This is a genomic window from Pectobacterium atrosepticum (genome assembly GCF_000740965.1).
GTDB lineage: Bacteria > Pseudomonadota > Gammaproteobacteria > Enterobacterales > Enterobacteriaceae > Pectobacterium > Pectobacterium atrosepticum.
In genome coordinates this window covers 4,388,089-4,409,442 of the sequence record NZ_CP009125.1, presented here as the reverse complement: position 1 = coordinate 4,409,442, position 21,354 = coordinate 4,388,089, and the positions used below count along the sequence as shown (strand labels likewise).

Below are 21,354 nucleotides of genomic sequence, written 5' to 3'. Positions count from 1 at the left end.
GAGCATTTGAGTAAGGAATATCGCCGTGTCTAAAGAAAAATTTGAACGTACAAAACCCCACGTTAACGTCGGTACTATCGGCCACGTTGACCATGGTAAAACAACGCTGACCGCTGCAATCACTACCGTTCTGGCTAAAACCTACGGTGGTAGCGCGCGTGCATTCGACCAGATCGATAACGCACCAGAAGAAAAAGCACGTGGTATCACCATCAACACTTCTCACGTTGAATACGATACCCCGGCTCGCCACTATGCGCACGTTGACTGCCCAGGACACGCCGACTATGTGAAAAACATGATCACCGGTGCTGCTCAGATGGATGGCGCGATTCTGGTTGTTGCTGCGACTGATGGCCCAATGCCTCAGACCCGTGAGCACATCCTGCTGGGTCGCCAGGTTGGCGTTCCGTTCATGATCGTATTCATGAACAAATGCGACATGGTTGATGACGAAGAGCTGCTGGAACTGGTTGAGATGGAAGTGCGTGAGCTGCTGTCTCAGTACGATTTCCCAGGCGACGACATCCCGGTTATTCGTGGTTCTGCACTGAAAGCGCTGGAAGGCGAAGCTGAGTGGGAAGCAAAAATCATCGAACTGGCCGGTTACCTGGATTCTTATATTCCAGAACCAGAGCGTGCGATTGATAAGCCGTTCCTGCTGCCAATCGAAGATGTATTCTCCATCTCCGGTCGTGGTACCGTTGTTACCGGTCGTGTAGAGCGCGGTATTGTTAAAGTCGGTGAAGAAGTTGAAATCGTTGGTATCAAAGATACCGTGAAATCAACCTGTACCGGCGTTGAAATGTTCCGCAAACTGCTGGACGAAGGTCGTGCAGGCGAGAACGTTGGTGTTCTGCTGCGTGGTATCAAGCGTGAAGAAATCGAGCGTGGTCAGGTACTGGCCAAACCGGGTTCAATCAAGCCGCACACCCAGTTCGAATCAGAAGTGTACATCCTGAGCAAAGATGAAGGCGGCCGTCATACTCCGTTCTTCAAAGGCTACCGCCCTCAGTTCTACTTCCGTACCACTGACGTAACGGGTACCATCGAACTGCCAGAAGGCGTAGAGATGGTAATGCCGGGCGACAACATCAAAATGGTTGTAACCCTGATCCACCCAATCGCGATGGACGACGGTTTGCGTTTCGCAATCCGTGAAGGCGGCCGTACTGTAGGCGCGGGCGTTGTTGCTAAAGTTATCGCTTAATCGCTGATAAACTAAAGCATGAAAAAGGCACTTCGGTGCCTTTTTTTACGTCTCAATGATTAGGTGGGAATTGAAATAAAAATAATTCTTATTTACAATGACTGGGTTGGTTAAAAAATCGCTAGGAGCGGTTTAAAATACCGTTTGCAGTGTCTCGAAAGGCAGTACGAAAGACACCCGCAATAACGATGAGTCATTCTGGTATGTATGTTTGTTTATGCAACGCAATTTCTGACAAAGCCATTCGTAATGCTGTTCGTCAGCACCAGCCTCAATCTATGCAACAATTACGCAAACTCGTTCCTATCGGGACAGATTGCGGTAAGTGCATTCGTCAGGCGCGTGTTATTTTTGAGGAAGAGCAGGCTAAAATTCCTGACATGTATAAAGTAGCATAAAATGTAGGGTCGTTTTTTTGACTCTCTGCTGACCAGTTCTACACTTTAAGAACTGGAGCGGAGGAGCATGTCATGAAAGGCGATAAAAAAGTCATCACACACCTGAATAAGTTATTGGGCAACGAGCTGGTAGCTATTAACCAATATTTTCTTCATGCCCGAATGTTTAAAAACTGGGGCTTAACCCGTCTTAACGATCACGAATATCATGAGTCTATTGACGAAATGAAGCACGCTGATCGCTACATCGAACGAATCTTGTTTCTCGAAGGTATCCCGAATCTACAGGATTTGGGTAAATTAAATATTGGCGAAGATGTCGAAGAAGTCTTACGTTCTGATCTTCAACTTGAGTTAGATGGCGCAAAGAATCTGCGTGAGGCGATTGCCTATTCTGATTCGGTGCATGACTACGTCAGTAGGGATCTAATGATAGAGATTCTTGCCGATGAAGAAGGGCACATTGACTGGTTGGAAACTGAATTAGATTTGATTGCGCGTCTTGGTATACAAAACTATCTTCAGGCTCAGCTAAAAGCTGAGTAACATAGCACCGTAATCTACTATGTGCTTTGTGCCTCAATTCGGCCGGACTAATGGACGTCGTTCCGGCCGCGTTTAAAATCATTTCATCCTGCCTGTTGCTTCCCCCTCCAATTTGCGTATAATGCGCGAGCTTACTTGAACAAGGTAAGCCTGATTCAATGCGAATCAGAGAGTCAATATTCATTTATTGACCAAAACAATACTCCCGATATGGGGGTTATGTGCCAACGATTACACTCCCCCATCAATCGAAATGGGTGTGAGGAGTAGTTATTTACGTTTATAAATAATTGGAGCTCTGGTCTCATGCAGAACCAAAGAATCCGTATCCGTCTGAAAGCGTTTGATCATCGTCTGATTGATCAATCAACTGCGGAAATCGTCGAGACTGCTAAGCGCACTGGTGCGCAAGTACGTGGTCCTATCCCGCTGCCGACCCGCAAAGAGCGCTTTACCATTCTGATTTCTCCGCACGTCAATAAAGATGCGCGCGATCAGTATGAGATTCGCACTCACAAGCGTCTGGTTGACATCGTTGAGCCAACCGAGAAAACCGTTGATGCTCTGATGCGTCTGGATCTGGCTGCTGGTGTAGACGTGCAGATCAGCCTGGGTTAATCAGGTCATTGAGCGATTGAGAGGTTGAAACAATGATTGGTTTAGTCGGTAAAAAAGTGGGAATGACCCGTATCTTCACTGAAGATGGCGTATCTATCCCCGTAACTGTTATCGAAATTGAAGCAAACCGCGTAACTCAGGTTAAAGACCTGGCTAACGACGGTTACCGCGCTGTGCAAGTAACTGCTGGTGCTAAAAAAGCAAACCGTGTTACCAAACCAGAAGCTGGTCACTTTGCTAAAGCTGGCGTAGAAGCTGGCCGTACCCTGCGTGAATTCCGTCTGTCTGAAGGCGAAGAGTTCACTGTAGGTCAGAGCATTAGTGTTGAAATTTTCGCAGACATTAAAAAAGTAGACGTTACTGGTACATCTAAAGGTAAAGGTTTTGCTGGCACAGTTAAGCGCTGGAATTTCCGTACTCAGGATGCTACGCATGGTAACTCCTTGTCTCACCGCGCCCCAGGTTCTATCGGTCAAAACCAGACCCCGGGTAAAGTGTTCAAAGGCAAGAAAATGGCAGGCCAGCTGGGTAACGAACGTGTAACCGTTCAGAGCCTGGACGTAGTGCGTGTTGACGCTGAGCGCAACCTGCTGCTGGTTAAAGGTGCTGTTCCGGGAGCTACCGGTAGCGACCTGATCGTTAAACCAGCTGTGAAGGCGTAAGGGGATAGCAATGGAATTAGTATTGAAAGACGCGCAAAGCGCGCTGACTGTTTCCGAAACTACCTTCGGTCGTGATTTCAACGAAGCGCTGGTACACCAGGTTGTTGTTGCTTATGCAGCAGGTGCTCGTCAGGGTACTCGTGCTCAGAAGACTCGTGCTGAAGTAACTGGTTCCGGCAAAAAGCCGTGGCGCCAGAAAGGTACCGGCCGCGCTCGTGCAGGTTCTGTAAAGAGCCCAATCTGGCGTTCAGGTGGTGTGACCTTTGCTGCGAAGCCACAGGACCACAGTCAAAAAGTTAACAAAAAGATGTACCGCGGCGCGCTGAAAAGCATCCTGTCCGAACTGGTACGTCAAGATCGTCTGATCGTTGTCGAGCAGTTCTCTCTGGAAGCGCCTAAAACGAAGCTTCTGGTAGAAAAACTGAAAGAAATGGCACTGGAAGACGTGTTGATCATCACTGGTGAACTGGATGAGAATCTGTTCCTGGCTGCGCGTAACCTGTACAAGGTTGATGTGCGTGATGCAGCAGCAATCGATCCAGTTAGCCTAATCGCCTTCGACAAAGTCGTTATGACTGCTGATGCAGTTAAGCAAGTTGAGGAGATGCTGGCATGATCCGTGAAGAACGTCTGCTGAAAGTACTGCGCGCGCCGCACGTATCTGAAAAAGCATCTGCTGCGATGGAGAAAAGTAACACCATCGTTCTCAAAGTTGCTAAAGACGCGACCAAAGCAGAAATCAAAGCCGCTGTTCAGAAACTTTTCGAAGTTGAAGTCGAAGTCGTTAATACCCTAGTTGTTAAAGGGAAAACTAAACGTCACGGACAGCGTATTGGTCGTCGTAGCGACTGGAAAAAAGCTTACGTCACCCTGAAAGAAGGCCAGAATCTGGACTTCGTCGGCGGCGCTGAGTAAGTCGGAGGAGAAGAACAATGGCAATTGTTAAATGTAAACCGACATCTCCGGGTCGTCGTCACGTAGTTAAAGTGGTGAACCCAGAGCTGCACAAGGGCAAACCATTCGCCCCACTGGTAGAGAAAAATAGTAAATCCGGTGGCCGTAACAACAATGGTCGTATCACTACCCGTCATATTGGTGGTGGTCACAAGCAGGCTTATCGTATTGTTGACTTTAAACGCAACAAAGATGGTATCCCGGCTGTTGTTGAGCGTCTTGAGTACGATCCGAACCGTTCTGCGAATATCGCGCTGGTTCTGTACAAAGATGGCGAGCGTCGTTACATTTTGGCGCCGAAAGGCCTGAAAGCCGGCGACCAGATTCAATCTGGCGTTGATGCTGCGATTAAAGCGGGTAACACCCTGCCGATGCGTAACATTCCGGTCGGTTCAACGGTTCACAACGTAGAAATGAAACCAGGTAAAGGCGGCCAATTGGCTCGTTCTGCTGGTACTTACGTTCAGATCGTTGCTCGTGACGGTTCTTACGTTACCCTGCGTCTGCGTTCTGGCGAAATGCGTAAAGTCGAATCTGACTGTCGCGCTACGCTGGGCGAAGTTGGCAACGCTGAGCACATGCTACGCGTTCTGGGTAAAGCTGGTGCTGCTCGCTGGCGCGGGATTCGTCCTACCGTTCGCGGTACGGCAATGAACCCAGTCGACCACCCACACGGTGGTGGTGAAGGTCGTAACTTTGGTAAGCACCCAGTTAGTCCATGGGGCCTTCAGACCAAAGGTAAAAAGACCCGCAGCAACAAGCGTACTGATAAATTTATCGTACGTCGCCGTACTAAATAATCTTAGAGGATAAACCATGCCACGTTCTCTCAAGAAAGGTCCATTTATTGACCTGCACTTGCTGAAGAAGGTAGAGAAAGCGGTGGAAAGCGGAGACAAGAAGCCTTTGCGCACTTGGTCCCGTCGTTCAACGATCTTTCCAAATATGATCGGTTTGACCATCGCTGTCCATAATGGTCGTCAGCACGTTCCGGTGTTTGTTTCCGATGAAATGGTCGGTCACAAACTGGGTGAATTCGCGCCGACTCGTACTTATCGCGGCCATGCGGCCGACAAAAAGGCCAAAAAGCGCTAAGGTAGGAGGAAGAGATGGAAACTATCGCTAAACATTGCCACGCTCGTTCTTCTGCTCAAAAGGTTCGCCTAGTGGCAGACCTGATTCGCGGTAAGAAAGTGTCGCAAGCTCTGGAAGTTCTGACCTACACCAACAAGAAAGCTGCTGGTCTGGTTAAAAAAGTGCTTGAGTCTGCTATTGCTAACGCAGAACACAACGATGGCGCTGACATTGATGATCTGAAAGTCGCGAAAATTTTCGTTGACGAAGGCCCAAGCATGAAGCGCATTATGCCGCGTGCTAAAGGTCGTGCGGATCGCATCCTGAAGCGTACCAGCCACATCACTGTGGTTGTGTCCGATCGCTGAGACTCTGGAGACTAGCAATGGGTCAGAAAGTACATCCTAATGGTATTCGCCTGGGTATTGTCAAACCTTGGAACTCTACCTGGTATGCGAATACCAAAGAATTCGCTGACAACCTAGACAGCGATTTTAAAGTTCGTAAATACCTGACGAAGGAACTGGAGAAGGCTTCCGTTTCCCGTATCGTTATCGAACGTCCTGCAAAAAGCATCCGTGTGACTATTCACACTGCTCGTCCAGGCATCGTGATCGGTAAAAAAGGTGAAGATGTTGAGAAACTGCGCAAAGTCGTAGCGGATATCGCTGGCGTACCTGCACAGATCAATATCGCAGAAGTTCGTAAACCTGAACTGGACGCAAAACTGGTTGCTGACAGCATCACTTCGCAGCTGGAACGTCGTGTGATGTTCCGTCGTGCTATGAAGCGTGCGGTACAGAATGCCATGCGTCTAGGCGCTAAAGGTATTAAAGTTGAAGTAAGCGGTCGTCTTGGCGGCGCTGAAATCGCGCGTACCGAATGGTACCGTGAAGGTCGTGTTCCGTTGCATACACTGCGTGCGGATATCGACTACAACACCTCCGAAGCGCACACCACTTATGGTGTTATCGGTGTGAAAGTGTGGATCTTCAAAGGTGAGATTCTGGGTGGTATGGCTGCAGTTGAACAACCGGAAAAACCGTCTGCTCAACCTAAAAAGCAGCAGCGTAAAGGCCGCAAGTAAGGAGAGTCGCTGATGTTACAACCAAAGCGTACAAAATTCCGTAAGGTGCATAAAGGCCGCAACCGTGGTCTGGCGCAGGGTACGGATGTTAGCTTCGGCACTTTCGGTCTGAAAGCTGTTGGCCGCGGTCGCCTGACTGCTCGTCAAATCGAAGCTGCACGTCGTGCCATGACCCGTGCTGTTAAGCGTCAAGGTAAGATCTGGATCCGTGTATTCCCGGACAAACCGATCACCGAGAAACCGCTTGAAGTTCGTATGGGTAAAGGTAAAGGCAACGTGGAGTATTGGGTTGCCTTGATTCAGCCAGGTAAAGTCCTGTACGAAATGGACGGTGTGCCGGAAGAGTTAGCCCGTGAGGCATTCCAACTGGCAGCAGCGAAACTGCCTATCAAAACCACCTTTGTAACTAAGACGGTGATGTAATGAAAGCAAATGAGCTGCGTGAAAAGAGCGTTGAAGAGCTGAATACTGAGCTGCTCGGCTTGCTGCGCGAGCAATTTAACCTGCGTATGCAGGCTGCCAGTGGTCAGTTGCAACAGACTCACATGGTAAAACAAGTGCGTCACAATATTGCACGAGTTAAGACTTTACTGACTCAGAAGGCGGGTGCGTAATGACCGATAAAATCCGTACTCTGCAAGGTCGTGTTGTAAGCGACAAAATGGAGAAATCCATGGTTGTTGCTATCGAGCGTTTTGTGAAACACCCGCTTTACGGTAAATTCATTAAACGTACGACTAAGCTGCACGTACATGACGAGAACAATGAATGCGGTACCGGTGACGTGGTTGAAATCCGCGAATGCCGTCCGCTGTCTAAAACTAAGTCTTGGACACTTGTTCGCGTTGTAGAGAAAGCGATTCTGTAATAAAGTAGCGCTCTTCTCTTATGATAAACGGCTCTGCAAAGGGCCGTTTATTTTTTCTACCCATAATAAGGAAGCGGTGTTATAATGCTGCGCCCTCAATTATGGGGTATTTAATGGCCCGAAAGGGTCCTAAAGTGGTAGTTGACATTAGCGGAGCACTAAAATGATCCAAGAACAGACTATGCTGAACGTGGCCGATAATTCCGGTGCACGTCGCGTAATGTGTATCAAGGTTCTAGGTGGCTCGCACCGTCGCTACGCAGGCGTTGGCGATATCATCAAAATTACCATCAAGGAAGCAATTCCTCGCGGTAAGGTGAAAAAAGGCGACGTGCTGAAGGCGGTAGTGGTGCGCACCAAGAAGGGTGTTCGTCGCCCGGACGGTTCTGTCATTCGCTTCGATGGAAATGCTTGCGTTATTTTAAACAATAACAGCGAACAGCCTATCGGTACGCGTATTTTTGGGCCGGTAACTCGTGAACTGCGTAATGAGAAGTTCATGAAAATTATCTCTCTGGCACCAGAAGTACTTTAAGGAGCGAATCATGGCAGCGAAAATCCGTCGTGATGACGAAGTTATCGTGCTAACCGGCAAAGATAAAGGTAAGCGCGGTAAAGTAAAAAATGTCCTGTCTGCTAGTAAGGTCATTGTTGAAGGTATTAACCTGGTTAAAAAACATCAGAAGCCGGTTCCGGCCCTGAACCAACCAGGTGGCATCGTTGAAAAAGAAGCTGCAATTCAAGTTTCTAACCTTGCAATCTTCAATGCGGCAACTGGTAAGGCTGACCGTGTAGGCTTTAGATTCGAAGACGGGAAAAAAGTCCGTTTCTTTAAATCTAACAGCGAAACTATCAAGTAATTTGGAGTAGTACGATGGCGAAACTGCATGATTACTACAAAGACGAAGTAGTTAAAAAACTCATGACTGAGTTTAACTACAATTCTGTCATGCAAGTCCCTCGGGTCGAGAAGATCACCCTGAATATGGGTGTTGGTGAAGCGATCGCTGACAAGAAACTGCTGGATAACGCAGCAGCTGATCTGACAGCAATCTCCGGTCAAAAACCGTTGATCACCAAAGCACGCAAATCTGTTGCGGGCTTCAAAATCCGTCAGGGCTATCCGATCGGCTGTAAAGTAACTCTGCGTGGCGAACGCATGTGGGAGTTCCTTGAGCGACTGATTTCCATTGCTGTACCGCGTATCCGTGACTTCCGTGGCTTGTCCGCCAAGTCATTCGATGGTCGTGGTAACTACAGCATGGGTGTGCGTGAACAGATCATCTTCCCGGAAATCGACTACGATAAAGTCGATCGCGTTCGTGGTTTGGACATTACCATTACCACTACTGCGAAATCCGATGATGAAGGCCGCGCGCTGTTGGCCGCCTTTAACTTCCCATTCCGCAAGTAAGGTAGGGTTACTAATGGCTAAGCAATCCATGAAAGCACGCGAAGTTGTTCGTGTGAAACTGGCTGAAAAATACCGCGCTAAACGCGAGGAATTGAAAGCTATCATCTCTGGTGTGAACTCATCCGACGAAGATCGTTGGGATGCAGTTCTTAAGCTGCAGACTCTGCCGCGTGATTCCAGCCCGTCTCGTCAGCGTAACCGCTGCCGCCAAACTGGTCGTCCGCACGCTTTCCTGCGGAAGTTCGGGTTGAGCCGTATCAAGGTCCGTGAAGCCGCTATGCGCGGTGAAATTCCGGGTCTTAAAAAGGCTAGCTGGTAATTGTCACCAATTGAATCACGGGAGTAAAGACAGATGAGCATGCAAGATCCGATCGCGGATATGCTGACCCGTATCCGTAACGGTCAAGCCGCGAACAAAGTTGCGGTCACCATGCCTTCCTCCAAGCTGAAAGTGGCAATTGCCAACGTGCTGAAGGAAGAAGGTTACATTGAAGATTTCAAAATCGAAGGCGACACCAAGCCAGTTCTGGAATTAGAACTTAAATATTTCCAGGGTAAAGCTGTGGTAGAAAGCATTCAGCGAATAAGCCGTCCAGGTCTGCGCATCTATAAAAGAAAAGATGAGCTACCAAAAGTTATGGCCGGTTTGGGTATCGCTGTTATTTCTACCTCTAAAGGTGTTATGACTGATCGTGCAGCTCGCCAAGCTGGTCTTGGTGGCGAGATTATCTGCTACGTAGCTTAATCGGGAGGAAAGAATGTCTCGTGTTGCAAAAGCACCCGTCGTCATTCCTGCCGGCGTAGAGGTAAAACTCAACGGTCAGGATATTTCGATTAAGGGTAAAAACGGCGAGCTGAGTCGTAAGATCCATAATGCTGTTGAAGTGAAACAAGCTGACAACGCTCTGACTTTCGCCCCGCGCGAAGGTTTCGTTGATGGATGGGCCCAAGCGGGTACCACTCGTGCTCTGTTGAACGCAATGGTTATCGGTGTTACCGAAGGCTTCACTAAGAAGCTGCAACTGGTTGGTGTTGGTTACCGTGCTGCTGTTAAAGGCAATATGGTTAACCTGTCTCTTGGGTTTTCTCACCCAGTAGAACATGCACTGCCGGCAGGTATTACTGCAGAATGCCCAAGCCAAACTGAAATCGTACTGAAAGGTGCTGATAAGCAGGTTATTGGTCAGGTTGCTGCGGAATTACGCGCCTACCGTCGTCCTGAGCCTTACAAAGGCAAGGGTGTCCGTTACGCCGACGAAGTCGTGCGTACCAAAGAGGCTAAGAAGAAGTAAGGTAACACTATGGATAAGAAAGCAGCTCGTATCCGTCGTGCGACCCGCGCACGCCGCAAGCTCCAGGAACTGGGTGCGACGCGTCTGGTGGTACATCGTACTCCACGCCATATTTATGCGCAGGTCATTGCACCGAACGGTTCTGAAGTCCTGGTAGCCGCTTCTACTGTAGAAAAAGCTATCGCTGAACAACTGAAGTCGACTGGTAACAAAGACGCAGCAACCGCAATAGGTAAAGCTATTGCAGAACGCGCGTTAGAAAAAGGCATCAAGAATGTCTCTTTCGACCGTTCCGGTTTCCAATATCATGGTCGAGTCCAAGCACTGGCAGATGCTGCCCGTGAAGCTGGCCTTCAGTTCTAAGGTAGAGGTGTAAGATGGCTCACATCGAGAAACAAGCTGGCGAACTGCAGGAAAAGCTGATCGCGGTAAATCGCGTATCTAAAACCGTTAAAGGTGGTCGTATTTTCAGCTTCACCGCACTGACTGTAGTGGGTGATGGCAACGGCCGCGTTGGTTTTGGTTACGGTAAAGCTCGCGAAGTTCCAGCAGCGATCCAGAAAGCGATGGAAAAAGCCCGTCGCAATATGATGAATGTCGCGCTGAACAACGGCACCCTGCAGCACCCGGTTAAAGGTGCTCACACGGGTTCTCGTGTGTTCATGCAGCCAGCTTCCGAAGGTACCGGTATTATTGCCGGTGGCGCAATGCGCGCCGTTTTGGAAGTTGCAGGGGTTCACAACGTATTGGCTAAAGCCTATGGTTCCACTAACCCGATTAACGTGGTTCGTGCAACGATTGATGGCTTGGCCAACATGAAGTCCCCGGAAATGGTCGCTGCCAAGCGTGGTAAATCCGTTGAAGAAATTCTGGGGTAATTGACCGTGGCAAAGACTATTAAAATCACTCAAACCCGTAGTGCAATCGGTCGTCTGCCGAAACATAAGGCGACACTGCTTGGCCTGGGTCTGCGTCGTATTGGTCATACTGTTGAACGTGAGGATACTCCTGCGGTTCGTGGTATGGTCAACGCGGTTTCCTACATGGTTAAAGTAGAGGAGTAACAGATGCGTTTAAATACTCTGTCTCCGGCCGAAGGTGCTAAACATGCACCGAAGCGTTTAGGTCGTGGTATCGGTTCTGGCCTGGGCAAAACTGGCGGTCGTGGTCACAAAGGTCAGAACTCTCGTTCTGGTGGTGGCGTACGTCGTGGTTTTGAAGGTGGTCAGATGCCTTTATATCGTCGTCTGCCGAAATTCGGTTTTACTTCTCGCAAAGCGATGATCACGTCAGAAGTTCGTCTGTCTGATCTTGCTAAAGTAGAAGGCGACGTAGTTGACCTGAATACGCTGAAAGCCGCTAATGTTATTGGCATTCAGATTGAATTCGCGAAAGTGATTCTGTCTGGTGAAGTTGCTCGTCCGGTAACGATTCGTGGTCTGCGTGTCACTAAAGGTGCTCGTGCTGCTATCGAAGCTGCTGGCGGTAAAATTGAGGAATAAGTAGCAGATGGCTAAGCAACCAGGATTAGATTTTCAAAGTGCTAAAGGCGGAGTTGGTGAACTGAAGCGCAGACTTTTGTTTGTTATCGGTGCGCTAATTGTTTTCCGTATTGGCTCTTTTATCCCGATTCCTGGTATTGATGCCACTGTGCTTGCCAAATTGCTTGAACAGCAGCGAGGCACCATCATTGAAATGTTTAACATGTTCTCTGGTGGTGCTCTCAGTCGTGCTTCTATCTTTGCACTGGGTATTATGCCTTATATTTCGGCATCGATTATTATCCAGTTGCTAACGGTGGTTCATCCCGCCTTGGCTGAAATAAAGAAAGAAGGGGAAGCTGGCCGTCGTAAGATCAGCCAGTATACCCGCTACGGCACCTTGGTATTGGCTATATTCCAATCTATCGGTATTGCTACCGGTTTACCGAATATGCCTGGGATGCAAGAATTGGTAATAAATCCAGGTTTTGCTTTCTACTTTACCGCTGTTGTAAGTCTGGTTACTGGGACAATGTTCCTTATGTGGCTGGGAGAACAGATTACGGAGCGTGGTATCGGTAACGGTATCTCGATCATAATCTTTGCTGGTATTGTTGCGGGTTTACCGCCGGCCATTGGCCATACCATCGAGCAAGCTCGGCAAGGCGACCTGCACTTCCTCCTGTTGCTGTTGGTTGCAGTTTTAGTGTTTGCAGTAACCTTCTTCGTTGTTTTCATTGAGCGTGGTCAACGTCGTATTGTCGTTAATTATGCAAAACGTCAACAAGGTCGTCGTGTTTATGCGGCACAGAGTACGCATTTACCGCTGAAAGTGAATATGGCCGGTGTTATCCCAGCGATCTTCGCTTCCAGTATTATTCTGTTCCCTGCCACGATTGCATCCTGGTTTGGGGGCGGTACCGGTTGGAACTGGCTGACAACTATTTCGCTGTATTTGCAGCCCGGACAACCGCTTTATGTGTTACTCTATGCGTCTGCAATCATCTTCTTCTGTTTCTTCTACACTGCGTTGGTTTTCAATCCGCGTGAAACAGCAGATAACCTGAAGAAGTCCGGTGCATTCGTGCCAGGAATTCGTCCGGGAGAGCAAACGGCGAAATATATCGATAAAGTAATGACTCGTCTGACTCTGATTGGTGCGATGTATATTACTTTTATCTGCCTGATCCCGGAGTTTATGCGTGACGCAATGAAAGTGCCTTTCTATTTTGGGGGTACATCTTTATTGATCGTTGTTGTCGTCATCATGGACTTTATGGCTCAAGTGCAAACTCTGATGATGTCGAGTCAATATGAGTCTGCATTGAAGAAAGCAAACCTGAAAGGCTATAACCGTTAATTAGGTGAGCTTGAGAAGTTACGGAGAGTAAAAATGAAAGTTCGTGCTTCCGTCAAGAAATTATGTCGTAACTGTAAGATTGTTAAGCGTAACGGTGTCGTTCGTGTGATCTGCAGTGCCGAACCGAAGCATAAACAGCGTCAAGGCTGATTATCTCGCATATTTTTCTTGCAAAGTTGGATTGAGCTGGCTAGATTAGCCAGCCAATCTTTTGTATGTAGCTGCAACATTATTTGAGTATCCTGAAAACGGGCTTTTCAGAATGGTGTTGCCGTATAAAATTGTAGGAGTGCATAGTGGCCCGTATAGCAGGCATTAACATTCCTGATCATAAACATACCGTTATTGCGTTAACGTCAATTTTCGGTATCGGTAAAACTCGGTCGCAGGCTATTTGTGCTGCAACGGAGATTGCCGAAAATGTTAAGATCAGTGAGCTGTCTGAAGAGCAAATCGATAAGCTGCGTGACGAAGTTGCCAAGTTTGTTGTAGAAGGTGATCTGCGTCGTGAAGTTACCCTGAGCATCAAGCGTCTTATGGACCTTGGTACTTATCGTGGTTTGCGTCATCGTCGTGGTCTGCCGGTTCGCGGTCAGCGTACCAAGACTAACGCCCGTACCCGTAAGGGTCCGCGCAAACCGATCAAGAAATAATCGGGGTGATTGAATAATGGCAAAGGCACCTATTCGTGCACGTAAGCGTGTAAGAAAGCAAGTCTCTGACGGTGTGGCTCATATCCATGCTTCTTTCAACAACACCATCGTAACCATTACTGATCGTCAGGGTAATGCGCTGGGTTGGGCAACTGCCGGTGGTTCCGGCTTCCGTGGTTCTCGTAAATCTACGCCGTTCGCTGCTCAAGTAGCTGCAGAACGTTGCGCAGAGGCCGTGAAAGAATACGGTATTAAGAACCTGGAAGTTATGGTTAAAGGACCTGGTCCGGGCCGTGAGTCTACTATCCGCGCATTAAACGCGGCTGGTTTCCGCATCACTAATATTACTGATGTGACTCCGATCCCTCATAACGGTTGTCGTCCGCCGAAAAAGCGCCGCGTATAACGCCGCTTTTAGGATTGTTGGAGAAAGAAAATGGCAAGATATTTGGGTCCTAAGCTCAAGCTGAGCCGTCGTGAAGGCACCGATTTGTTCCTTAAATCTGGTGTTCGTGCGATCGATTCCAAGTGTAAGATTGAACAAGCTCCTGGCCAGCATGGTGCGCGTAAACCGCGTCTGTCTGACTATGGTGTACAGTTGCGTGAAAAGCAAAAAGTTCGCCGTATCTACGGTGTTCTGGAGCGTCAGTTCCGCAACTATTATAAAGAAGCTGCACGTCTGAAAGGCAACACAGGTGCAAACCTGCTGCAACTGCTGGAAGGTCGTCTGGATAACGTTGTTTATCGTATGGGTTTTGGTGCTACTCGCGCTGAAGCACGTCAGATGGTAAGCCACAAAGCTATCATGGTAAACGGTCGCGTTGTTAGCATCGCTTCTTATCAGGTATCCCCGAATGACGTAGTCAGCATCCGTGAGAAAGCGAAAAAGCAATCTCGCGTGAAAGCCGCTCTGGAGCTGGCTGAACAGCGTGAAAAGCCAACTTGGCTGGAAGTTGATGCTGCCAAGATGGAAGGTGTGTTCAAACGTATTCCTGAACGTACCGATCTGTCTGCGGACATTAATGAACACCTGATCGTCGAGCTTTACTCCAAGTAAAGCTTAGTACCAAAGAGAGGACACAATGCAGGGTTCTGTGACAGAGTTTCTAAAACCGCGCCTGGTTGATATCGAGCAAGTGAGTTCGACGCACGCCAAGGTGACCCTTGAGCCATTAGAGCGAGGCTTCGGCCATACTCTTGGCAACGCACTGCGCCGTATTCTGCTTTCATCCATGCCAGGTTGCGCGGTGACCGAGGTTGAGATTGATGGTGTACTGCATGAGTACAGCACCAAAGAAGGCGTACAGGAAGATATCCTGGAAATCCTGCTCAACCTGAAAGGGCTGGCGGTGAGAGTTCAAGGTAAAGATGAAGTTATTCTTACCCTGAATAAATCTGGCATTGGCCCTGTGACTGCAGCCGACATTATCCATGATGGTGATGTCGAAATCGTCAAGCCGCAACACTTAATTTGCCATCTGACCGATGAAAACGCATCTATTAGTATGCGTATCAAAGTTCAACGTGGTCGTGGTTATGTGCCGGCATCTGCCCGTATTCATACGGAAGAAGATGAGCGCCCGATTGGTCGTCTGTTAGTTGATGCTTGCTATAGCCCTGTAGAGCGTATTGCCTACAATGTTGAAGCGGCTCGCGTAGAACAGCGTACTGACTTGGACAAGCTAGTCATCGAAATGGAAACCAATGGCACGATCGATCCTGAAGAGGCGATCCGCCGTGCGGCAACCATTCTGGCTGAACAACTTGAAGCTTTTGTTGACTTACGTGATGTTCGTCAGCCAGAAGTTAAAGAAGAGAAACCAGAATTCGATCCGATTCTGCTGCGCCCTGTTGACGATCTGGAATTGACTGTCCGCTCTGCTAACTGCCTTAAGGCAGAAGCTATCCACTACATCGGTGATCTGGTACAGCGTACCGAGGTTGAGCTGCTCAAAACGCCTAACCTAGGTAAAAAATCTCTTACTGAGATTAAAGACGTACTGGCTTCCCGTGGTCTGTCTCTGGGCATGCGCCTAGAAAACTGGCCACCTGCAAGTATTGCTGATGAGTAACCAGATCACAGGTTAAGGTTTTACTGAGAAGGATAAGGTCATGCGCCATCGTAAGAGTGGTCGTCAACTGAACCGTAACAGCAGCCATCGTCAGGCTATGTTCCGTAACATGGCTAGTTCTTTGGTTCGTCATGAAATCATCAAGACGACCCTGCCGAAAGCGAAAGAGCTGCGTCGCGTTGTTGAACCGCTGATTACTCTTGCCAAGACCGACAGCGTTGCTAATCGTCGTCTGGCATTCGCCCGTACTCGTGATAACGAGATCGTGGCAAAACTGTTTAATGAACTGGGCCCGCGTTTCGCGAGCCGTGCCGGTGGTTACACTCGTATTCTGAAGTGTGGCTTCCGTGCTGGTGACAATGCGCCGATGGCATACATCGAGCTCGTTGATCGCTCAGTCTCTCAGACAGAAGAAGTAGCTACTGCAGAGTAATCTGTAAGAGCGTAAAAAAGCCGGGGAAACCCGGTTTTTTTATATCTGAAATAAACTATTTTTCGCATGAACATTCATGGTAAGAAATTGCCTGTATTTGAATCAGTCGAAAAACACATACCTATCTGTTCTCATCCATCCATTTCGGCTATATACTCTGCACGTTTTATTTATGCACATACCATATCGACTTTATTAGGAGTGATGATGACCACATACCGTCATAAGCGTGGGAAAATTCAGAACAACGCTATTGAGGCGTTGCTACATGACCCACTGTTTCGTCAACGAATTGAAGTGAATGAAAAAGGGAAAGGAAGTTATCGTAGAAAAGACAAGCATATGAAGAAAGGGAGTTGGGAGGCCAGTGGTAAGCAATCAAATGATTATTTACCACTGGCCTTTCTATTTTCTGCGTAATACAGCTGTATTTGAAGAAAAATTCAATTTTTACTGTTTGTGTTGTTCTTTAAGCAAATCGCGAATTTCAGCTAATAGCTTCTCTTCAGCACTAGGTTTCGGTGCAGCAGCAGGCGTATCTTCCTGTTTACGCCGCATTTTATTCATAAGCTTGATGGCTATAAAAATCGCGAAAGCGACGATGACAAAGTCAAAAATATTCTGGATGAAAGCACCATAGTTCATGACAACGGCAGGGATTTCGCCTTGAGCGTCACGAAGAATAAGGCTGAGTTGTTTAAAATCAACACCACCAATCAAAAGTCCAAGTGGCGGCATAATAATATCTGATACCAGAGAGGAAACAATTTTGCCGAAAGCGGCACCAATAATGACACCCACGGCCAAATCGACAACATTACCACGCATGGCAAACTCTCTGAATTCTTTGATGATGCTCATATCCGTTCTCCTTGCCAAAAATATAAATTAATTCTAACCAATAGCTGTAACTTTGCCAGATTATCTGGTTGGCAGTGAATTTGTTCCTACATTACAAAAAGAAGGGGCTTGGTTGAAATAACCGTTCAACATCAGGCACAAATTTTTTGTCAGCCAAGAACATGATGACATGATCGCCTTGCTCAATTTTGCTATTTGCGTTGGCAATAATGACGTCATCACCGCGAACAATTGCTCCGATGGTGGTACCTGGTGGAAGCTTAATGTCTTCAATCATTCTGCCGACGACTTTCGATGTGCCTTCGTCACCATGGGCGATCGCTTCGATCGCTTCGGCTACACCTCGCCGCAAAGAGGATACGCTAACGATATCTGCCTTGCGTACGTGGCTGAGTAACGCAGAGATTGTTGCCTGCTGTGGCGAGATAGCGACATCAATGACGCTGCCCTGAACCAGATCGACATAAGCTCGACGCTGGATGAGCACGATTACTTTTTTCGCACCCATGCGTTTAGCCAACATTGCTGACATAATATTTGCTTCGTCATCGTTGGTAATAGCGATGAATACATCGATCTGCTCGATATGTTCTTCAGCGAGAAGCTCTTGATCTGAGGCATCGCCATGGAACACTACCGTATTTTGCAAAAGCTCAGCGAGCTCCGCCGCCCGGTCCGCATTTCGTTCTATCAGTTTGATGCTGTAATCTTTTTCTAATCGCTGTGCCAATCCTGCGCCGACGTTCCCTCCACCAACGATCATGATCCTTTTATACGGTTTTTCAAGGCGCTGCAATTCGCTCATTACTGCGCGAATATGCTGGGAAGCAGCGACAAAAAACACCTCGTCACCAGCTTCGATTATGGTAGAACCCTGTGGACGAATTGGACGGTCGTGGCGGAAAATAGCGGCAACTCGGGTATCCACATGGGGAATATGTTCACGGAGAGAGGTTAGGGCATTACCCACCAATGGGCCGCCATAGTATGCATTAACTGCTGCAAGGCTCACTTTACCTTCAGCGAAATTGACGACTTGAAGTGCCCCAGGGTATTCGATCAGTTTATAAATATTATCGATCACCAACTGCTCTGGAGAGATCAGGTGATCGATGGGAACCGCTTCTGGTAAAAATAGCTGTTCTGATTCACGGATGTATTCGGCAGCGCGAATACGTGCAATCCGGTTTGGTGTTTTGAAGAGGGAATAAGCGATCTGACATGCTACCATATTCGTTTCGTCCGAATTGGTAACAGCGACCAGCATATCAGCATCTTCTGCCCCCGCTTCACGCAATACACGCGGATGAGAGGCATAGCCCGTAACGACACGCAGATCAAACTTATCCTGAAGCTGGCGTAACCGATTTGCATCAGTATCAACGACAGTGATGTCATTGTTTTCACCCGCTAGGTTTTCAGCTAGTGTTCCGCCGACCTGACCCGCGCCAAGAATGATAATTTTCATAATAAGCCATGCCGTTTATTGATCGCTGCTTGTTGCAGACAATATTGGGTTCAATATCAGTTTTTTACCAGCTTCGCATAAAAGAAACCATCACCACTATCAGCATGGGGGAGAATTTGTATACCCGGTATTTCACTTGTACCGGTATCAACAAGCGCGGCATCGGCATGGCGAGACAGGAAACCCGTAACTTGTTGAGTATTTTCTTGCGGCAGAATTGAGCAGGTAGCATAAACCATCGTGCCGCCTGTTTTGAGGTGTGGCCAAATGGCATCAAGAATCTCTTTTTGCAGTGCAACTAATTCTTCGATGTCTCTGTCTCGGCGTAGCCATTTAATATCAGGATGACGACGAATCACGCCAGTAGCGGAACAAGGGGCGTCCAACAGAATGCGATCAAATACACGCGCTTCACACCATGAGTCGGGGTAACGTCCATCGCCTTGTTTGACTTCAGCATGCATTTGTAGCCGAAGTAAATTTTCTTTTACTCGGCCTAAACGTGTTTCATCAACATCGACAGCGAGCACATGAGATTTTGGTGCTGCCTCTAAAATGTGTGTCGTTTTTCCACCGGGAGCGGCGCAGAGATCGAGGATCTGCTCACCATCTTGTGGATCAAGCCAATAGACGCAGCCTTGGGCTGAAGCATCCTGTACGGTTGCCCACCCTTGTGAAAATCCTGGCAATTGATCGACGGCACATGGAGAAGCAAGCCGTATCGCATCGCTGTATTCGGTATGAGGAAATGCTTCAATTCCCCCTTGCATCAACAAGTTTAAGTACGCTTCTCGCGTATGGTGTAACCGATTCACGCGTAGCCACATCGGAGGACGTTGATTATTTGCCTCAACGATGCCTCGCCAGTTATTTGGATAAGCATGTTCAATGCGTGCCAACAGCCAGCTTGGGTGCAGGTAGTGAGATGAGTGAGTTGCCTCACGCTGAAGGAGTTCTTCCTGCTGGCGCTGGAATTGGCGTAATACGCCGTTAATCAGTCCCTTGAGTTGTGGCCTTTTTAACGCCACGGCACCTTCTACTGTTTCTGCCAGAGCAGCGTGTGGCGGGATCCGCGTATAGTGCAGTTGGTAGATACCTACCATGATGAGGTAATGCAACGTGCGTTGTTTGCCCGTCAGGGGTTTAGCCATTAGTTGTTGGATACACCATTCCAACTGCGGTAACACGCGTAATACGCCGAAGCAAAGCTCTTGTAAAAGCGCGCGATCTTTATCGGAAACGTCACGCTGATGAATAGGCAATAAGGCGCTGAGCGATTGCCCCTGATCCAGAACTTGTCCCACCACTTTTGCGGCAATACTGCGTAGGTTGTATGAGCTTTTCATGTGTTAGCGATGACGTATACGTAAAAGGGAGAGGATATACCGGCATGACGCCGGTATGAAAAATAGATTAGTTCAGTGTATTACCGGGAACGAACCACTCACGACGCGAGTTAAGCAGATCCTGCGCACTCATTACTTTTTTGCCTGCCGGCTGTAATTCCTGAATATTCAAAATGCCATCGGCGGCTGCTACCTGAATACCCTGCTTATCTGCCTGTAAGATTGTGCCTGGCTGTGAGCCATGTGATTTGGCGATGACCTCAGCTTTCCAGACTTTCACCGGTTGTTCATCCACGATGAAATAGCTGACTGGCCAAGGATTAAAAGCACGAATACAGCGCTCAAGCTGCTCGGCAGATAACAGCCAGTTTAGACGTGCTTCTTCTTTGCTGAGCTTTTCTGCATAGGTGGCAAAGGCATCGTTTTGCGCTTCAGCGACAGCGCTGCTATCTGCAAGCCGTTCCAGCGTTTCCAATAAGCCACGCGGCCCTAGTGCAGCAAGTTTGTCGTATAGCGTTGCGCTAGTATCCTGTGGCAGGATGGGGCACGCAATTTTGTGTAGCATAGCGCCAGTATCGAGTCCAACGTCCATTTGCATGATCGTCACGCCCGTTTCACTATCCCCAGCCCACAATGCACGTTGTATCGGTGCAGCTCCACGCCAGAGAGGCAGTAGAGAACCGTGTACATTAATACAGCCAAGGCGAGGCATGGATAGCACGGGCTGCGGCAAAATTAATCCGTAAGCGACAACAACCATAACATCGGCATCTAACGCTTCAACCATCGCCTGATTTTCTGCTGGTCGCAGAGATTTAGGCTGGAAAACGGGGATGCTATGTTGCTCTGCCAGTACTTTTACCGGGCTTGGCGTGAGCTTGTTACCTCTTCCGGCTGGTCGGTCAGGCTGTGTGAAAACGCCAACGACCTCATGCCCTGATGATAAAAGCACGTCAAGGTGACGTGCTGCAAAATCAGGGGTTCCGGCAAAGATGATACGTAAAGAGTCAGACACGGTGCTTCCTGTCAGGATGAAAATTATCAGGTCCGGCTATTTTGCTTAGCCAGCTTTTCCAGTTTTTGACGAATGCGCTGGCGTTTCAGAGGGGAAAGGTAATCGATAAACAATTTCCCAACCAGGTGGTCCATTTCATGCTGAATGCAAATGGCAAGCAGTTCGCTTGCTTCAAGTTCGAACGCTTTACCTTCACGATCCAATGCGCGCACTTTCACATGCTCTGCTCGAGGAACTAGCGCTCGGGTTTCAGGGATCGACAAACAACCTTCTTCGATGCCCGTATCGCCGCTCTTTTCAATCAGCTCGGGATTGATTAGCACCAGTCGTTGGTCCCGCTCTTCAGAGACGTCAATAACAATAATGCGCTGATGAATGTCCACTTGTGTCGCGGCTAGGCCAATACCTTCTTCTTCGTACATGGTATCGAACATATCATCCACGATACGTTGAATGTCTGCATTGACTTCTTTTACGGGTTGCGCAGTGATGCGGAGCCGCTCGTCTGGAAAATGTAATACCTGCAAAACTGACATATATGT

At 48.3% G+C, this 21,354-nt stretch carries 37 protein-coding genes; 32 read left to right on the top strand and 5 right to left on the bottom strand.

Annotated elements, in window-relative coordinates; genetic code table 11:
• The first annotated feature begins 25 nt into the window (after positions 1-25).
• The 32 genes from tuf to GZ59_RS19475 all read left to right on the top strand — a co-directional run bounded on the left by tuf (position 26) and on the right by GZ59_RS19475 (position 16,542).
• Positions 26-1,210: an elongation factor Tu gene (gene tuf / locus GZ59_RS19630; protein ID WP_011091854.1), complete on the top strand. Its 1,185-nt coding sequence runs from the start codon at positions 26-28 to the stop codon at positions 1,208-1,210.
• Between the two features lie 203 nt (positions 1,211-1,413).
• Positions 1,414-1,608: a bacterioferritin-associated ferredoxin gene (bfd, locus tag GZ59_RS19625; protein ID WP_011095513.1), complete on the top strand. Its 195-nt coding sequence runs from the start codon at positions 1,414-1,416 to the stop codon at positions 1,606-1,608.
• Between the two features lie 72 nt (positions 1,609-1,680).
• Positions 1,681-2,154 (top strand): bacterioferritin, encoded by a 474-nt coding sequence (gene bfr / locus GZ59_RS19620; RefSeq protein ID WP_011095512.1) that lies wholly within the window; start codon positions 1,681-1,683, stop codon positions 2,152-2,154.
• Positions 2,155-2,460: 306 nt separating this feature from the next.
• Entirely contained in the window at positions 2,461-2,772 is a 312-nt protein-coding gene (rpsJ, locus tag GZ59_RS19615) for a 30S ribosomal protein S10 (protein WP_009639175.1), read from the top strand.
• A 32-nt stretch (positions 2,773-2,804) separates the two neighbouring features.
• Positions 2,805-3,434: a 50S ribosomal protein L3 gene (gene rplC, locus GZ59_RS19610; RefSeq protein ID WP_011095511.1), complete on the top strand. Its 630-nt coding sequence runs from the start codon at positions 2,805-2,807 to the stop codon at positions 3,432-3,434.
• A 10-nt stretch (positions 3,435-3,444) separates the two neighbouring features.
• Entirely contained in the window at positions 3,445-4,050 is a 606-nt protein-coding gene (gene rplD / locus GZ59_RS19605; protein WP_011095510.1) for a 50S ribosomal protein L4, read from the top strand.
• Positions 4,047-4,349 carry a 50S ribosomal protein L23 gene (gene rplW / locus GZ59_RS19600; protein WP_011095509.1) on the top strand — a complete coding sequence of 101 codons (303 nt, stop codon included), beginning with the start codon at positions 4,047-4,049 and terminating at the stop codon, positions 4,347-4,349. The genes rplD and rplW overlap by 4 nt, the downstream gene beginning before the upstream one ends.
• 17 nt (positions 4,350-4,366) lie before the next feature.
• A complete protein-coding gene (rplB, locus tag GZ59_RS19595; protein ID WP_011095508.1) occupies positions 4,367-5,188 on the top strand; it encodes a 50S ribosomal protein L2 in 822 nt (273 codons plus the stop codon).
• Positions 5,189-5,204: 16 nt separating this feature from the next.
• Positions 5,205-5,483 carry a 30S ribosomal protein S19 gene (gene rpsS / locus GZ59_RS19590; protein ID WP_004929772.1) on the top strand — a complete coding sequence of 93 codons (279 nt, stop codon included), beginning with the start codon at positions 5,205-5,207 and terminating at the stop codon, positions 5,481-5,483.
• Positions 5,484-5,497: 14 nt separating this feature from the next.
• Positions 5,498-5,830 carry a 50S ribosomal protein L22 gene (gene rplV, locus GZ59_RS19585; RefSeq protein WP_005970275.1) on the top strand — a complete coding sequence of 111 codons (333 nt, stop codon included), beginning with the start codon at positions 5,498-5,500 and terminating at the stop codon, positions 5,828-5,830.
• 17 nt (positions 5,831-5,847) lie between these two features.
• Positions 5,848-6,549 carry a 30S ribosomal protein S3 gene (gene rpsC / locus GZ59_RS19580; RefSeq protein ID WP_011095507.1) on the top strand — a complete coding sequence of 234 codons (702 nt, stop codon included), beginning with the start codon at positions 5,848-5,850 and terminating at the stop codon, positions 6,547-6,549.
• Positions 6,550-6,561: 12 nt separating this feature from the next.
• Positions 6,562-6,972 (top strand): 50S ribosomal protein L16, encoded by a 411-nt coding sequence (gene rplP, locus GZ59_RS19575; protein ID WP_005970273.1) that lies wholly within the window; start codon positions 6,562-6,564, stop codon positions 6,970-6,972.
• Positions 6,972-7,163, top strand: a complete 192-nt coding sequence (gene rpmC / locus GZ59_RS19570; RefSeq protein ID WP_011095506.1) for a 50S ribosomal protein L29 — start codon at positions 6,972-6,974, stop codon at positions 7,161-7,163. The genes rplP and rpmC overlap by 1 nt, the downstream gene beginning before the upstream one ends.
• The gene (rpsQ, locus tag GZ59_RS19565) at positions 7,163-7,417 is read left to right on the top strand and encodes a 30S ribosomal protein S17 (protein WP_039293955.1); all 255 of its coding nucleotides are present in this window, start codon (positions 7,163-7,165) and stop codon (positions 7,415-7,417) included. Before rpmC ends, rpsQ begins: the two co-directional genes overlap by 1 nt.
• Before the next feature lie 163 nt (positions 7,418-7,580).
• Positions 7,581-7,952 (top strand): 50S ribosomal protein L14, encoded by a 372-nt coding sequence (gene rplN, locus GZ59_RS19560; protein ID WP_000613954.1) that lies wholly within the window; start codon positions 7,581-7,583, stop codon positions 7,950-7,952.
• Positions 7,953-7,962: 10 nt separating this feature from the next.
• Positions 7,963-8,277, top strand: a complete 315-nt coding sequence (gene rplX / locus GZ59_RS19555; RefSeq protein ID WP_005970267.1) for a 50S ribosomal protein L24 — start codon at positions 7,963-7,965, stop codon at positions 8,275-8,277.
• A gap of 14 nt (positions 8,278-8,291) precedes the next feature.
• Positions 8,292-8,831 (top strand): 50S ribosomal protein L5, encoded by a 540-nt coding sequence (gene rplE, locus GZ59_RS19550; RefSeq protein WP_011095504.1) that lies wholly within the window; start codon positions 8,292-8,294, stop codon positions 8,829-8,831.
• Positions 8,832-8,844: 13 nt separating this feature from the next.
• A complete protein-coding gene (gene rpsN / locus GZ59_RS19545) occupies positions 8,845-9,150 on the top strand; it encodes a 30S ribosomal protein S14 (protein WP_010286114.1) in 306 nt (101 codons plus the stop codon).
• Positions 9,151-9,183: 33 nt separating this feature from the next.
• Entirely contained in the window at positions 9,184-9,576 is a 393-nt protein-coding gene (gene rpsH / locus GZ59_RS19540) for a 30S ribosomal protein S8 (RefSeq protein ID WP_011095503.1), read from the top strand.
• A gap of 13 nt (positions 9,577-9,589) precedes the next feature.
• Complete coding sequence (gene rplF / locus GZ59_RS19535) at positions 9,590-10,123, top strand: 50S ribosomal protein L6 (RefSeq protein WP_011095502.1); 534 nt, start codon at positions 9,590-9,592, stop codon at positions 10,121-10,123.
• A gap of 9 nt (positions 10,124-10,132) precedes the next feature.
• The gene (gene rplR / locus GZ59_RS19530) at positions 10,133-10,486 is read left to right on the top strand and encodes a 50S ribosomal protein L18 (protein WP_005970258.1); all 354 of its coding nucleotides are present in this window, start codon (positions 10,133-10,135) and stop codon (positions 10,484-10,486) included.
• Between the two features lie 14 nt (positions 10,487-10,500).
• Entirely contained in the window at positions 10,501-11,001 is a 501-nt protein-coding gene (gene rpsE, locus GZ59_RS19525; protein ID WP_005970257.1) for a 30S ribosomal protein S5, read from the top strand.
• 6 nt (positions 11,002-11,007) lie between these two features.
• Entirely contained in the window at positions 11,008-11,187 is a 180-nt protein-coding gene (rpmD, locus tag GZ59_RS19520) for a 50S ribosomal protein L30 (RefSeq protein WP_004846568.1), read from the top strand.
• Between the two features lie 3 nt (positions 11,188-11,190).
• Positions 11,191-11,625, top strand: coding sequence for a 50S ribosomal protein L15 (gene rplO / locus GZ59_RS19515; RefSeq protein ID WP_011095501.1), 435 nt, complete (start codon positions 11,191-11,193; stop codon positions 11,623-11,625).
• Between the two features lie 7 nt (positions 11,626-11,632).
• Entirely contained in the window at positions 11,633-12,964 is a 1,332-nt protein-coding gene (secY, locus tag GZ59_RS19510) for a preprotein translocase subunit SecY (RefSeq protein WP_011095500.1), read from the top strand.
• 33 nt (positions 12,965-12,997) lie between these two features.
• Positions 12,998-13,114 carry a 50S ribosomal protein L36 gene (gene rpmJ, locus GZ59_RS19505; protein WP_002227352.1) on the top strand — a complete coding sequence of 39 codons (117 nt, stop codon included), beginning with the start codon at positions 12,998-13,000 and terminating at the stop codon, positions 13,112-13,114.
• Positions 13,115-13,260: 146 nt separating this feature from the next.
• Positions 13,261-13,617 carry a 30S ribosomal protein S13 gene (gene rpsM, locus GZ59_RS19500; RefSeq protein ID WP_011095499.1) on the top strand — a complete coding sequence of 119 codons (357 nt, stop codon included), beginning with the start codon at positions 13,261-13,263 and terminating at the stop codon, positions 13,615-13,617.
• Between the two features lie 16 nt (positions 13,618-13,633).
• Positions 13,634-14,023 (top strand): 30S ribosomal protein S11, encoded by a 390-nt coding sequence (rpsK, locus tag GZ59_RS19495; RefSeq protein ID WP_002919257.1) that lies wholly within the window; start codon positions 13,634-13,636, stop codon positions 14,021-14,023.
• Positions 14,024-14,053: 30 nt separating this feature from the next.
• Positions 14,054-14,674 (top strand): 30S ribosomal protein S4, encoded by a 621-nt coding sequence (gene rpsD / locus GZ59_RS19490; protein ID WP_010286047.1) that lies wholly within the window; start codon positions 14,054-14,056, stop codon positions 14,672-14,674.
• Positions 14,675-14,699: 25 nt separating this feature from the next.
• The gene (locus GZ59_RS19485) at positions 14,700-15,689 is read left to right on the top strand and encodes a DNA-directed RNA polymerase subunit alpha (protein WP_005970247.1); all 990 of its coding nucleotides are present in this window, start codon (positions 14,700-14,702) and stop codon (positions 15,687-15,689) included.
• Positions 15,690-15,729: 40 nt separating this feature from the next.
• Positions 15,730-16,122, top strand: coding sequence for a 50S ribosomal protein L17 (gene rplQ, locus GZ59_RS19480; RefSeq protein ID WP_005970246.1), 393 nt, complete (start codon positions 15,730-15,732; stop codon positions 16,120-16,122).
• Between the two features lie 207 nt (positions 16,123-16,329).
• Entirely contained in the window at positions 16,330-16,542 is a 213-nt protein-coding gene (locus GZ59_RS19475) for an alternative ribosome-rescue factor A (protein ID WP_011095498.1), read from the top strand.
• 30 nt (positions 16,543-16,572) lie between these two features.
• Here the strand turns inward: GZ59_RS19475 and mscL are convergent, their stop codons facing one another.
• The 5 genes from mscL to def all read right to left on the bottom strand — a co-directional run bounded on the left by mscL (position 16,573) and on the right by def (position 21,348).
• The gene (gene mscL / locus GZ59_RS19470) at positions 16,573-16,983 is read right to left on the bottom strand and encodes a large-conductance mechanosensitive channel protein MscL (protein ID WP_011095497.1); all 411 of its coding nucleotides are present in this window, start codon (positions 16,981-16,983) and stop codon (positions 16,573-16,575) included.
• Positions 16,984-17,074: 91 nt separating this feature from the next.
• Entirely contained in the window at positions 17,075-18,451 is a 1,377-nt protein-coding gene (trkA, locus tag GZ59_RS19465; protein ID WP_011095496.1) for a Trk system potassium transporter TrkA, read from the bottom strand.
• A gap of 56 nt (positions 18,452-18,507) precedes the next feature.
• Positions 18,508-19,797 (bottom strand): 16S rRNA (cytosine(967)-C(5))-methyltransferase RsmB, encoded by a 1,290-nt coding sequence (gene rsmB / locus GZ59_RS19460; RefSeq protein WP_011095495.1) that lies wholly within the window; start codon positions 19,795-19,797, stop codon positions 18,508-18,510.
• A gap of 67 nt (positions 19,798-19,864) precedes the next feature.
• Positions 19,865-20,812 (bottom strand): methionyl-tRNA formyltransferase, encoded by a 948-nt coding sequence (gene fmt, locus GZ59_RS19455; protein ID WP_011095494.1) that lies wholly within the window; start codon positions 20,810-20,812, stop codon positions 19,865-19,867.
• A gap of 26 nt (positions 20,813-20,838) precedes the next feature.
• Positions 20,839-21,348, bottom strand: a complete 510-nt coding sequence (gene def, locus GZ59_RS19450; RefSeq protein ID WP_011095493.1) for a peptide deformylase — start codon at positions 21,346-21,348, stop codon at positions 20,839-20,841.
• Positions 21,349-21,354 lie beyond the last annotated feature (6 nt).

What these genes read in the sequence shown, in the direction of transcription:
- bfd (WP_011095513.1), top strand. Translation starts at nt 1,414, where the DNA reads ATGTATGTTTGTTTATGCAACGCAATTTCTGACAAAGCCATTCGTAAT.
- bfr (WP_011095512.1), top strand. Translation starts at nt 1,681, where the DNA reads ATGAAAGGCGATAAAAAAGTCATCACACACCTGAATAAGTTATTGGGC.
- rpsJ (WP_009639175.1), top strand. Translation starts at nt 2,461, where the DNA reads ATGCAGAACCAAAGAATCCGTATCCGTCTGAAAGCGTTTGATCATCGT.
- rplC (WP_011095511.1), top strand. Translation starts at nt 2,805, where the DNA reads ATGATTGGTTTAGTCGGTAAAAAAGTGGGAATGACCCGTATCTTCACT.
- rplD (WP_011095510.1), top strand. Translation starts at nt 3,445, where the DNA reads ATGGAATTAGTATTGAAAGACGCGCAAAGCGCGCTGACTGTTTCCGAA.
- rplW (WP_011095509.1), top strand. Translation starts at nt 4,047, where the DNA reads ATGATCCGTGAAGAACGTCTGCTGAAAGTACTGCGCGCGCCGCACGTA.
- rplB (WP_011095508.1), top strand. Translation starts at nt 4,367, where the DNA reads ATGGCAATTGTTAAATGTAAACCGACATCTCCGGGTCGTCGTCACGTA.
- rpsS (WP_004929772.1), top strand. Translation starts at nt 5,205, where the DNA reads ATGCCACGTTCTCTCAAGAAAGGTCCATTTATTGACCTGCACTTGCTG.
- rplV (WP_005970275.1), top strand. Translation starts at nt 5,498, where the DNA reads ATGGAAACTATCGCTAAACATTGCCACGCTCGTTCTTCTGCTCAAAAG.
- rpsC (WP_011095507.1), top strand. Translation starts at nt 5,848, where the DNA reads ATGGGTCAGAAAGTACATCCTAATGGTATTCGCCTGGGTATTGTCAAA.
- rplP (WP_005970273.1), top strand. Translation starts at nt 6,562, where the DNA reads ATGTTACAACCAAAGCGTACAAAATTCCGTAAGGTGCATAAAGGCCGC.
- rpmC (WP_011095506.1), top strand. Translation starts at nt 6,972, where the DNA reads ATGAAAGCAAATGAGCTGCGTGAAAAGAGCGTTGAAGAGCTGAATACT.
- rpsQ (WP_039293955.1), top strand. Translation starts at nt 7,163, where the DNA reads ATGACCGATAAAATCCGTACTCTGCAAGGTCGTGTTGTAAGCGACAAA.
- rplN (WP_000613954.1), top strand. Translation starts at nt 7,581, where the DNA reads ATGATCCAAGAACAGACTATGCTGAACGTGGCCGATAATTCCGGTGCA.
- rplX (WP_005970267.1), top strand. Translation starts at nt 7,963, where the DNA reads ATGGCAGCGAAAATCCGTCGTGATGACGAAGTTATCGTGCTAACCGGC.
- rplE (WP_011095504.1), top strand. Translation starts at nt 8,292, where the DNA reads ATGGCGAAACTGCATGATTACTACAAAGACGAAGTAGTTAAAAAACTC.
- rpsN (WP_010286114.1), top strand. Translation starts at nt 8,845, where the DNA reads ATGGCTAAGCAATCCATGAAAGCACGCGAAGTTGTTCGTGTGAAACTG.
- rpsH (WP_011095503.1), top strand. Translation starts at nt 9,184, where the DNA reads ATGAGCATGCAAGATCCGATCGCGGATATGCTGACCCGTATCCGTAAC.
- rplF (WP_011095502.1), top strand. Translation starts at nt 9,590, where the DNA reads ATGTCTCGTGTTGCAAAAGCACCCGTCGTCATTCCTGCCGGCGTAGAG.
- rplR (WP_005970258.1), top strand. Translation starts at nt 10,133, where the DNA reads ATGGATAAGAAAGCAGCTCGTATCCGTCGTGCGACCCGCGCACGCCGC.
- rpsE (WP_005970257.1), top strand. Translation starts at nt 10,501, where the DNA reads ATGGCTCACATCGAGAAACAAGCTGGCGAACTGCAGGAAAAGCTGATC.
- rplO (WP_011095501.1), top strand. Translation starts at nt 11,191, where the DNA reads ATGCGTTTAAATACTCTGTCTCCGGCCGAAGGTGCTAAACATGCACCG.
- secY (WP_011095500.1), top strand. Translation starts at nt 11,633, where the DNA reads ATGGCTAAGCAACCAGGATTAGATTTTCAAAGTGCTAAAGGCGGAGTT.
- rpmJ (WP_002227352.1), top strand. Translation starts at nt 12,998, where the DNA reads ATGAAAGTTCGTGCTTCCGTCAAGAAATTATGTCGTAACTGTAAGATT.
- rpsK (WP_002919257.1), top strand. Translation starts at nt 13,634, where the DNA reads ATGGCAAAGGCACCTATTCGTGCACGTAAGCGTGTAAGAAAGCAAGTC.
- rpsD (WP_010286047.1), top strand. Translation starts at nt 14,054, where the DNA reads ATGGCAAGATATTTGGGTCCTAAGCTCAAGCTGAGCCGTCGTGAAGGC.
- GZ59_RS19485 (WP_005970247.1), top strand. Translation starts at nt 14,700, where the DNA reads ATGCAGGGTTCTGTGACAGAGTTTCTAAAACCGCGCCTGGTTGATATC.
- rplQ (WP_005970246.1), top strand. Translation starts at nt 15,730, where the DNA reads ATGCGCCATCGTAAGAGTGGTCGTCAACTGAACCGTAACAGCAGCCAT.
- GZ59_RS19475 (WP_011095498.1), top strand. Translation starts at nt 16,330, where the DNA reads ATGACCACATACCGTCATAAGCGTGGGAAAATTCAGAACAACGCTATT.
- mscL (WP_011095497.1), bottom strand. Translation starts at nt 16,983, where the DNA reads ATGAGCATCATCAAAGAATTCAGAGAGTTTGCCATGCGTGGTAATGTT.
- trkA (WP_011095496.1), bottom strand. Translation starts at nt 18,451, where the DNA reads ATGAAAATTATCATTCTTGGCGCGGGTCAGGTCGGCGGAACACTAGCT.
- rsmB (WP_011095495.1), bottom strand. Translation starts at nt 19,797, where the DNA reads ATGAAAAGCTCATACAACCTACGCAGTATTGCCGCAAAAGTGGTGGGA.
- def (WP_011095493.1), bottom strand. Translation starts at nt 21,348, where the DNA reads ATGTCAGTTTTGCAGGTATTACATTTTCCAGACGAGCGGCTCCGCATC.